The following is a 9,910-nucleotide window of genomic DNA, read 5'->3' on the forward strand; positions in this document are numbered from 1 at the left end:
TGGAAAGTAATGGAATAATGGTAACTTTGGATACTCATGTCATTATCTGGGATGCATTAAACCCGAAATTAGTTAGTAGAAACCAATTGTTTCACCCAAAAACCAGACATTTAGAAATATTTTAGTTTAGTGCTCATGCTGCTTTTTGTTCAAATTTTTTAGATTCATTTAGTTGTATATTCCATTTTATTCTTTTTTCTTTTGCTCTTTTTAATTTTTGTTTTCTTTTTATAAATATTTTTTCTTCTTTGTTAGTGTATTTAGAATGTGGTGTAATAAAACCGATAGCAGAGTGATAACGACAATAGTTGTAAATATGAATCTGTTCTTTGATAAGTTCGAGCAAATGGCTAAAGTTCTTGGCTTCATACGGATCAAGAAGTTCTCTAACTGTTCTGTGGTATCGTTCAATTTCAGCATTCTCATTTGGACAATGAGGATGGATGCGGTGGTGGTTAATTTCTGATTTTGCTAAATAGCTGCGATACTCCTGGCTAATATAACAGCTGCCGTTATCGGATTGAACAACTTTCGGTTTCTTATTGGTTTTTTTAAATGCTTGCTGGGTTGCTTCTTTGATGCTATCGCCAGTCATTGAGGTGCAAAGTTTATGAAACACGATGAAACGAGAGTAGATATCCATATAGGATAGAAAATAGTAATCTCTATTTCCGAAAGTAATGACCATCAAATCGGTTTGCCAAACTTGATCCGGATAACAAGGCTTTTCATGTGGAGCCCAATTCTCTGGCTTTGATCTGGATTTTCTGATGGGTAAGAGATTGTTTTCTCTTAAGATACGATAAACACTCGAAGAACTCATAAAAGCAATGTTTTCATCAATCATTCGATAGCTGAGTTCTCGATGATTATACTGGGTGTGTGAAAGAGCATAATCTTTAACGGCTTGCTTTTCTTCTTGGGTAATTGTATTCAATTGAATTCTTCGAAGTGTCTTATCGTTTTGGGGAGTTTTCTTTTTCAGTGAATAAAACCGTTGGATGTTAATTCTCCATTTACTGCAAATAGCTCTTTTACTCCAGCCATAGTGGCTATATCTGTCTAACATATCTGATAGATCCAATTTGATTTCCATACTCAAATGACGGTATTTGCCTAATCGGTAAGTTTTTTTTTAAGCTCTAACGCCTCTTCTGTGACAACGGCTATGATATGATCTTTGCGCCTTAATTCCTCTTCCAGGTTATTTATCTTGCGCTCCGTTGTCTTGGGTAATTTTGTAAATAGCGCATCTGCATTGCTAATCATTTGCTTCTGCCATTGATAAAACTGAACCTCACTAATTCCTCGTTGACGACAGTAAGCCGCTATACCTTCAGGCAATTTCAGACCTTCTAAAACTGTTCGAACTTTATAACTCGATGAATATTTCTTCCTTAGCATGGATCGATGCTCCTTTCTTTTGTCTTAATGTATTCATCCATGCACTTAACAAAAAATATTTAATTTGTCTGTTTTCTACGGAAACAGTACGGTTTTTGTAATTTTCATTTAATTCGGTCAACATCAACTGAATTCGATTATTATCAATTCCTTTTGTTTACTGACTTTCCATTCATCTTTCTCTTCAATGCTTATATACCATGTCTGAATTTCAGAATCTTTGACATGGTAGACCATCATACTTCCTTGTCTGTTTTGCTCCGAATTAGAAGAGATCCAAATGCATAAACCACTATTGGTTCGTTTCGAAATAAAGTTGTTTCGGTTTTTTGTGCTTCCTTGGTAGGTGTGAAGTAGTTCCTCAAATTTTTTATTCTGAATCTCCTTTAATCTAAACAGTGATTCAGATAATACTCGGTCAGGGTTGAATGGGGAAATTGTTATTTATTTATTCCAAAAGGGTTCAAGGACGAATGGAATACCAGGATGTGTTTTTAAATCGTATTTAAGAATCTCTTTACCTGTATAATTAAGCCACTTATGGTCAAACCAGTTCTTAATTCTAACGACTGAAATTTCATCTGGATTTAAAAGTTCTTATCAAATTATCTACAATGGAGTCAATAATCTTTTTGAACCCTTCAGCATCCGAGTCGTCAAATTTTATCTTGATCATTTTCTTTAATTGCATCCTAACTTTTATATAAATTCATTGTTTTTTTCACTTCATTTCAGTGGGTAAACACAATGTGTTAATATCGCTTATTCGTTAAGCGGCAACCATCAATTCTCTTTAGGGGCAAACGTGAAACCCTGATTAACATCCGTAACTCCAAAACCTGCAACCGGTCCACCTCCAATAACGAAGATTGTATCGGCAACTGTAACTGCACTCATACCGTGGCGAGGCGTTCGCAGTGAGGTGACTGACCGCCAGGTATTGGTAACCGGATCATATTCCTCATTTTCTTTGAAAACACCCGAGCTTCCTGGACTAAAAAATTCTCCCCCAAAAACATACAATTTCCCATTCATGGCTGCTGCCGCCAAACCGCCTCGCGCTGTAGGCATATCTGCCAATGTATGCCAACTATCACTGGCAGGAGAATAGGCGTGCAGGCTGCGTTGGTTGACAAACTGACTGTTTCTGCCACCAACTACATAAATCAGCGAATCGAGGACTGCGGCTGCCAGGTGATCTTGTTTGGTGGGCATTGGTTCCAATATAGTCCAGGAATCTGATGTCGGGTCATAAACCTCGTTTACGGATAGAACCCCTGAACTATTCGCCCCGCCGATAGCATAAATCTTTCCATCATATTCTACAGAAACATGTGCACCCCGTGATGTAAACATTGGACTTTTAAGGTTCCAATCTTCTGTCTGGAAATTATACTCATACACCTTATTATGAGCAATAAAACTGCTGCCTAAATAGCCTCCGATAACGTACAATTTATCATTTAAACCCACCATGGTTAGATGGTTAAGTGGAGTAGGTAGATTGGGAATTGATGACCATTTGTTTGAAGAAGGATCAAAGACTTCTACCAATGAAGAACCGGAGGCTTCCTCGTTGAAACCACCTGGAACGTAAATTTTCCCATTGAACAATGTGAGGGGCATTTCTTGTCGTGCTGTTGGAAGTGGTGCCCGCGTAAACCAGGAGCCTTTTTGCTCGCCGCCCGTTAATCCAGTCCGGATATCCTTAGGACCATCTACTTCCATATTATTACAAGAGCATATTACGACTGAGATAACTAAAAGGGTCAAACTTCCTCTAATGTTAAAAATATTGAGTTGATGTATTTTAAAAAATGGAATAAACATGGCTATATTTCCATGTTTGAATAGTATATTTTGTAGCGATGGAATATAGCGCTATGAAGCATTAAAAACAGGCATTTTGTGGTAAGTAAAGAAATTTACAGGACCGCAGCTGTTTCGTTACAATTATTATGTTCAATTTTCGTAGGAGTTTTTTCGGCTATATCAGCGGTAAAAACAAAGATCAATTGATTATCAGCTTCTTTCAATAAACAGACACGGATTTCGACAAGCGATATTTCACCCTTCTTATTTTTGAATTTTCCTTCTAAAGTAAGGGGATTACCTGGACTTAATTTTGTGATTACATTAGCTAATTTCGTTGGTGTGGCTTCCAAATAAACCTGGTCTAATGACAGATTCAGTAACTCCTCGCGACTATATCCTAGACTCTTACATGCGCATAGATTTGCGTGATTAATATTTCCATAAAAATCCGTTAGGAAAAAAGCCTTTGCAGATTGTGTAGTTTTCATTTTTTTGACTTCTTTTTTGACCAATCTTTAGATTCGATATCTCATGTGTTTACGTTATGTTGTAAGTATATTTACTTTTGAAAATAACTGAAGTTTCAGAAACCGGAGAAAAATAGTTAAATATTTGTCTTAAATAAATAGTTACCAATTAAGAACAAAGTTGTCATTCTTTGGCAAACACAACTTTACCGCCAACAATGGTATATAACACTTCGGTTTCAGGGATAGCATTCGGATCTATGGTCAATAGATCTTGAGACAAGACTACCAAATCAGCAAGTTTCCCGGGACTGATAGATCCCTTAATGTCCTCGTCAAAAGCGGCAAATGCTGAAGTAAGGGTATAGGCTTCGATAGCTTCTTCAACCGTGATTTTCTGTTCCGGGAACCAGCCATCCGGATTGGCACCATCCGTAGTTCGGCGAGTGACTGCCGCATCAATACCCAAGATGGGATCGAGGGGTGCGACGGTCCAATCCGAGCCAAAACTTAATTTAACACCACTGTCCAGAAAAGTGCGAAATGCATAGGTGGTTTTGCAGCGTTCATGCCCGATTCGTTTTTCAGCCCAGCGTCCATCATCAATGGCATGGTAGGGCTGGACGCAAGCGATAACACCCAGGTCTGCATAGCGTTTGAAATCCTGAGGATGAATGTGCTGGGCATGCTCAACTCTAAAACGGCGGTCCCTGGGACCATTTTTTTGGATGGCTTCGGCAAAGATATCCAATAAAACCGAATTGGCGCTATCCCCTATCGCATGAATTGCCAGGTGTAATCCGGCACGATCGGCTTCCAGAATGTTTCGCTTCAATTCTGCCGGTTGAGTAGTATAAACACCGCGGGTGCTTGGATCTTGCACATAGGGTTCAAAAAATAAAGCAGTACTCGAACCCAGGGAACCATCGACATATTCTTTAAGACCCCCGATTTTAATCCAATTTTGATCCCGAAAATTCTTGATGATACCCATATCAGCCAATTCATGCCAGCGTTTCAATGTCCAGCGTCCATCGATTCTTGCAGTCAGTTTTCCCTCGTGAAGGATTTCCTGGTAAATTCGCAGTGTGGTTGGATTCAAGTTCATGTCTTGTAAACTGGTAGTACCAACTCGTCTGGCTTCAGCCAATGCCGCTTCCAGAGCTCCACGAATTTCAATTTCACTCGGTGGAGGAATTACCCGCAAAACCAAGTCTTGCGCTGTATCCTTAAGCACACCGGAGGGTTCATTAGAACCCGGTTTGCGCACGATTATTCCTCCGGGGGGATCCATTGTTGCGGCAGTGACCCTGGCCAGCTTCAGAGCCGTACTATTTGCAACAGACATGTGACCATCATAACGACTCACAAATACAGGCCGGTCCGTTACATATCGATCAATCAACTCTGCTGTTGGTAAATTGCCGCCTGGCCAGTTGTCGTGGTCCCAGGTACCACCGGTAATCCAGACACCTTCCGGTAACTCAATGGATTTCTCAGCCAAGCGCTGCCCGAATTCTTCTTCATCTTTGGCATCTTTCAATTTAACCCCGGTCATCCAGAATCCTCCTTCTACGAAATGAGTATGATTATCGTTAAATCCCGGCAGGACTAATTTACCTTTAAGATCGATTACTTTTGTATTACCACCTATAAATGAATCAATATCTTTCGAACTCCCAACTGCTAAAATACGATCCCGCCAAACAGCTAAAGCTTCTGCAGTTGGGTTCTCTTTGTCTACCGTCCAGATTTTGCCGTTGGTTAAAACCAAATCTGCTTCTATCAGATTCTTTGTAGAGCAACTGGTTATAGCCAAAAAAACCAAATTAATGAGTAAGCATGATACGATTCGATTTACAAACAACACAATAACCTCCGGGTAATTAAGATGATATCACCAAGTCTTTCAATGATCGATTTTATAAATATTTTATTGACTTATTCATGTGATCGCAAAGTGTCCGTTCCCAGGTATTTTTGATCCTTATTGAAATACCATTTCCGTATTTTTGGCAACCGCATTTCTCCAATTTTATATTCATCTTCCAGTGTGATATATTCACCATCATTTTTGCTTTCATCATGATAAAACCGGTAACCCACAAGCCGATAATTTGTCGGATCAAAATAAAAGTACCAAATATCATTTCCGACGGATTCATCATAAGTGACCTTCAGACTCAAGACTTCTTTGCCCAAAAATTTTGAGTTCATTACTTGATCGGCAAGGTTTGTCCCCGGATCTTTGAGTTTCATGGGTAAGCCATAAAGATACAGATAATAATTTCTGTACCATTTTATCCGATCGCAGGATAACCGGTATTTTTCTTCCTCTTCTTTTGAAAACTGCACAGAACCATTCAAGCTTGCAGAACAAGAATCTCGGTCAAGAACCCTGGTAATATGGATTTCACCATCCTGCATTTCATAGGTAAACAGTTCGTTGAGGATATCCAGGGTTACTGAAACCTGTCTCAAGGTTCCGTTGGGACGGCTTTCTTCCAAATTTAAAGTTTGGTGAAAAGTTTGCCAGCGGTTGGCAGGATCATGATAGCGGATACTTTTTTCAAGAACTTCAGCGGCAGATTCATGATGTTGGCTATAGGCACAAACGGAAACCAATAGTAAAACTAGAAAAACAATCATCGCTATTTTTATATTTTTCAATTTTCACCCAGGAAAGAAAAGATCAATAAAATAAATATGAATTGAAATCATATCTTTTTAAAATCCATTATTTGCTCCAGGAATTACCTATTTATTTAGAACTAACCATCTACGCTTTAAATCTTGCAGCGTCAATGATCGACCAAATATGAATGATCCATCCCAGCATAAAAATCCATAACCCTGCCGCCAGAACAAAATGAATAATTGCCATTCCTAACCTGCCTTGTAAAAGCTGTCCCAAACCCGGAATAAAAAAACTAGCCAATGCAGCTATTACATTTCCCGTGGACCCTTGTTCTGCCATAATTATTTTCTCCTTTTTTGCAATAATTTACGACCTAAGACCTGGCAGGTTTTTTTCTCAAAAAAAAATTATTTTTTGAAAATTGGAGTTTGAAACCTGCCAGGTCTTTTTGCAATTATTGAATAATCCAGGTTAGTTACCTTAAAGTTAGTGATGTTTCTTTGTTGGCAGATCGCTGGTTTTTTTGATCCGTTACTTTTATATTAAGGGTATATTCACCTTTTTTTAAATTACTTACATCAATGGCGAGATGTTCAAAAGAAAATGTAGAGTTACTTTTCCGATCCGAACTAACAGTGACGGATGTTTTCTTTCCCTTGCCAAATAAACCGAATATTTTTCCTTTGTTGGCTTTTTTTGATTGAATGGTGTACTCGATTGAAAAAGAGCTCATTTCGGTAGCGAGTTCCAGGTTATAAATCTCAAAATAAATATAAACCGGCCGGTCAATTTCAAAACTTTTCATGATGTTTGGAGTAATTTTGAGCCCATGCCTGGTAAACTTTCCCGGGCTATCCGATGCATGAATGGACGTTGCCAATAGAATATCACTTATACTCAATATGTTGGCCGAATAATCCGGTAAATTCACCAACAGGTTTTGATAACCACCCAATAAATTTGTATGATTTGGTTTAGCATGAAAAGCGACGCGATAAGAGTCCGGTTCCATTGTCGCACGAAATAGGTCAAAAATTAAATCTTTCGCATGTAACTCACTTCGTTTAAAAGGAATGTCCAGAATTCGCGGTTGCTGCAGAATTTTGTGCCAATCCATACCGTGTACTGCCAGACCGCTTTCAATTTGCATAACAGTTACCGTATCTGCCAAAGACTTGGCTATGGTTTGAATTGGAAATCCATAATACACTTCAAGAGTAGTTTTGCCGGATTCACCCTTGAAAGTCACAATAGTGTACGGGAGGTCCAATGGTTTGATTTCGCGATCCCAGCTATGGCGATCGGTTGTCAACGCTATTGTAACTTCCTTGCTTCGCTGAATAGCCATGTCCTCACTGGCGGCTAAACGCTCACCCATTGAAATTTGATTTGCTCTATAATATCCCGAATTCCAGTGATAACGATCACTCAACATTGCCGGGTCATCGAGTTTTGCACTTAAGCGCCAGACCTCGCCCGGTTTTAGAAAATGAAAGGTCATTTCAGGATTTGCTTCCCTGGCATAATATAACCAGGATTGGTTGCTGACTTTTGCCACAGATCTGATTTCATCGTCCGGCAGGCCATGTCGAAGATAAATTACACCGCGGTCATCCAGCCAATGATTCAATTTAAAAGTTTCGGGAAATTGAATATAGTTCAACTTATCCGGATTGTTGGCCCAGGTACGAAAACCATCGAACTCATAGTTTTCTTCTGCATAAATCAATCGACGGTAATGTTCTATAAGCCTGGCGTTTTGCTCTGACGCTGGTGTCGGATCGCGACTGGCCCAAAAAGTTCGAAAAAATGTTATCTTGTCGTTCACCGAATCCATTGCCCGATAGGAATCAAACTCGTCCTCAGTGACTATATATTTGATATCTTCGAAAACAAGATCCGAATCCAGGTGAGATTGAATTCCGTCGACAGCCCGCCAAAAATAATTTCCAAGGTCATCTAACTCATTATTAGCAAATTGAACGCGAATCATTGAGAGAAATATGGGTTGTTTACTCATGTTTAAATCATTAGCGAGCAATTCTTGAAAGATGGAATCCGCTTCTTGAGTCTTACCTTCCCGGCGAAACTTTTCGCCAATGTAGTAACTGGCCTGGTCCCACTGTTGCCGGGATAACCACGATATGGCTTCATCCAGTTTTTTGTGATCGATATAATGGCGGTATAGATCCAATAAGCCAATTTGAGCCTTAATTATTTGCGGCTTCAGCCGAATTTGCTTATGGCCTAGTTGAATAGCCTCGGTATATTTCTTTCGATATCTTTGCAATAAAGCAAATTGAAAGAAAATATCTTTGAACAAAGAATCCTTCGTTATCACTTTTTTAAAATGCTTTTCAGCATTTGGCCAGTCATGAACAAAAGCCACTAACCGTCGGAATTTACCATATTCTCTATGACAAATACCCCGGTAATAATGCGCTTCTATATTTTCGGGTTCCAACTTCAAGATTTTGTCGAATTCCTTAGAAGCCTTGCTCCACTTTTCCTGGTTGATTAAAATTTTACCAATGGCAAAATATCTATCTATTTGCTTTTGATCGTTTTCCTGAGATTGGTAAGAATTTGATAAGGTTGGCGAAGCTATGGTGTTGATTGAAATAAATAAACAGATGAAAATGAAGAATTTGCGGGGGATTTTATGCATATCTCAATATTTATAGGGTGATTTATTTACAAAATGGTAGATATTCGCATAAGAAGCAATTATTTAATTGATTAACATTTTATGATAAAGGACTAAACCTTTTTCGCTGATTGGGGCTGTTGAAAAGTCTGATACAAATAAACAAAAAGCAATATTGAGAGTTCTTTGAGTGCTAAGCTATGTTCTTTTTTATTGCTTGTATTTTTTTAAAATTCATGTAAATCACTTACCTCCTTTATTATTTTCTCAATCTTTGTCATCTTGTAACATCTTTATATCGACGCAAGTTAACCCGATTTGACAGCAGGCAATGAACTTGATAGCCGCGCAAAACTTGAACTAAACCGTACAGAAAAACTAAAAAATCAACGGCTTGCAAATTCGGGTTGAACGATGGGTTAGAGGCAGCCAAAAGATTAATTAAAAAAGTTTTCAATTACATATTTCTTGAACAAATATTTTTTAGAGTCACCTAAAACGCTACCTACTATATTCTTGCTATTATAAAAACAATATTGCAAAGATTTAAAGGAATTCAAAGAAACTAATGCGTTATCTTTTTTACTTTCTCTATGTTTCTTTAAATCCAGATTTGCTACTGAACAATAAATTTTGTTATCTTGCGAGAGAAACTCTCTACGTTTTTGCATTTTACCTTGATTACCCATTTGAGTATGAGATGGATTAATATAAATATCCGTCTCTGCCGATATTTTGTCAAATTTAGATTTTAAATATTTATCCTCGTATTGCCATTCCTTTATATTTAACTTGCCATTAATCTCCCACCACTTTTTAAAACTCACACCAACCTCTTAGATAACTCATTAATCGGATGCTTAGGATTCTTAAAGTAAACCTTAAACACTTCATGCCATGGATTGTTAGTCTTATACTGCTTCCTTAATATCCATTCGC

At 38.3% G+C, this 9,910-nt stretch carries 9 protein-coding genes; all 9 read right to left on the reverse strand.

Annotated features, from left to right (window positions below; all coding sequences use genetic code 11):
• Window positions 1–133: 133 nt before the first annotated feature.
• Window positions 134–1,069 (reverse strand): DDE-type integrase/transposase/recombinase, encoded by a 936-nt coding sequence (locus IIC38_18475; protein MCH8127912.1) that lies wholly within the window; start codon window positions 1,067–1,069, stop codon window positions 134–136.
• 47 nt (window positions 1,070–1,116) lie between these two features.
• Window positions 1,117–1,404, reverse strand: coding sequence for a transposase (locus IIC38_18480; GenBank protein MCH8127913.1), 288 nt, complete (start codon window positions 1,402–1,404; stop codon window positions 1,117–1,119).
• A 783-nt stretch (window positions 1,405–2,187) separates the two neighbouring features.
• Window positions 2,188–3,177, reverse strand: a complete 990-nt coding sequence (locus IIC38_18485; protein MCH8127914.1) for a galactose oxidase — start codon at window positions 3,175–3,177, stop codon at window positions 2,188–2,190.
• Window positions 3,178–3,329: 152 nt separating this feature from the next.
• Entirely contained in the window at window positions 3,330–3,707 is a 378-nt protein-coding gene (locus tag IIC38_18490) for a PAS domain S-box protein (GenBank protein MCH8127915.1), read from the reverse strand.
• 163 nt (window positions 3,708–3,870) lie between these two features.
• Entirely contained in the window at window positions 3,871–5,505 is a 1,635-nt protein-coding gene (locus tag IIC38_18495) for an amidohydrolase (protein ID MCH8127916.1), read from the reverse strand.
• A 122-nt stretch (window positions 5,506–5,627) separates the two neighbouring features.
• Entirely contained in the window at window positions 5,628–6,335 is a 708-nt protein-coding gene (locus IIC38_18500; protein ID MCH8127917.1) for a hypothetical protein, read from the reverse strand.
• Between the two features lie 130 nt (window positions 6,336–6,465).
• Entirely contained in the window at window positions 6,466–6,663 is a 198-nt protein-coding gene (locus tag IIC38_18505) for a hypothetical protein (protein MCH8127918.1), read from the reverse strand.
• A 136-nt stretch (window positions 6,664–6,799) separates the two neighbouring features.
• Window positions 6,800–8,992, reverse strand: a complete 2,193-nt coding sequence (locus tag IIC38_18510; GenBank protein MCH8127919.1) for a GWxTD domain-containing protein — start codon at window positions 8,990–8,992, stop codon at window positions 6,800–6,802.
• Window positions 8,993–9,408: 416 nt separating this feature from the next.
• The gene (locus IIC38_18515; GenBank protein ID MCH8127920.1) at window positions 9,409–9,798 is read right to left on the reverse strand and encodes a hypothetical protein; all 390 of its coding nucleotides are present in this window, start codon (window positions 9,796–9,798) and stop codon (window positions 9,409–9,411) included.
• Window positions 9,799–9,910: the final 112 nt, after the last annotated feature.

It is taken from the genome of candidate division KSB1 bacterium (assembly GCA_022566355.1).
In the GTDB taxonomy this organism is placed as follows: Bacteria; Zhuqueibacterota; JdFR-76; order JdFR-76; family DREG01; genus JADFJB01.